1 pseudogene is annotated in these 650 nt (G+C 34.8%); it reads left to right on the top strand.

Going from position 1 to position 650, the window contains the following annotated elements:
• A pseudogene (locus CXF67_RS00165) lies at window positions 1–650 on the top strand (ice-binding family protein); the annotation flags it as partial.

Raw genomic sequence — 650 nt, 5'->3', positions numbered from 1 at the left:
GTACAAACGGCGATAATGGACTTGATGCAACCTCCACTGGAAATCCATCTTTATTTTCTTGGGATTCACAAAATGAAAGTTGGTTAACGATTTCCAACACAAACTTAAACACTTTAGAAGCGGGTAAAGCCTACGGAATTTTGATTAGGGGTGATAGAGGTACAAATATTTATGAAGCTAATATAGCTAAAGGTGATGATACAAGGTTGAGATCTTTGGGGACTATTTTAACTGGTGATGTAAACATGGATAATGATTTGAATCCTAACTCGGAAGGCTTTGCTTTAATCGGCAATCCATACCAAGCTGAAGTTGATATGAAAGCAACTCTAGCAACTAGTTCAACACATTTGGACAAAAGATTTTATTACGCTTATAAACCAGGTATTGGTGAAAGAGGCGGTTATGTTACAGTTGACTTAGATTCTGAACCTGTAGAACACATTCCTGAAGTTCCTCTTAACGATAATATGGGTTCAGAAAAATTTCGTTTTTTACAAGTTAATCAATCTGTATTTGTTCAGACTGTTAGTGACCTTCAACCAAATGAAGTCCCTACACTGACTTTTAAAGAAGAATTTAAAACAGACGATACTTCAACTAATCAAGACTTAAGGGTCAATTCTAACTCAAAAATAGATTTAAATATA

The sequence above is a fragment of the Psychroflexus sp. MES1-P1E genome (genome assembly GCF_002836055.1).
Classification (GTDB): Bacteria; Bacteroidota; Bacteroidia; order Flavobacteriales; family Flavobacteriaceae; genus Psychroflexus.
The sequence above is the reverse complement of the archived record's forward strand: the minus strand, read 5'-3'. Positions and strand labels throughout refer to the sequence as shown.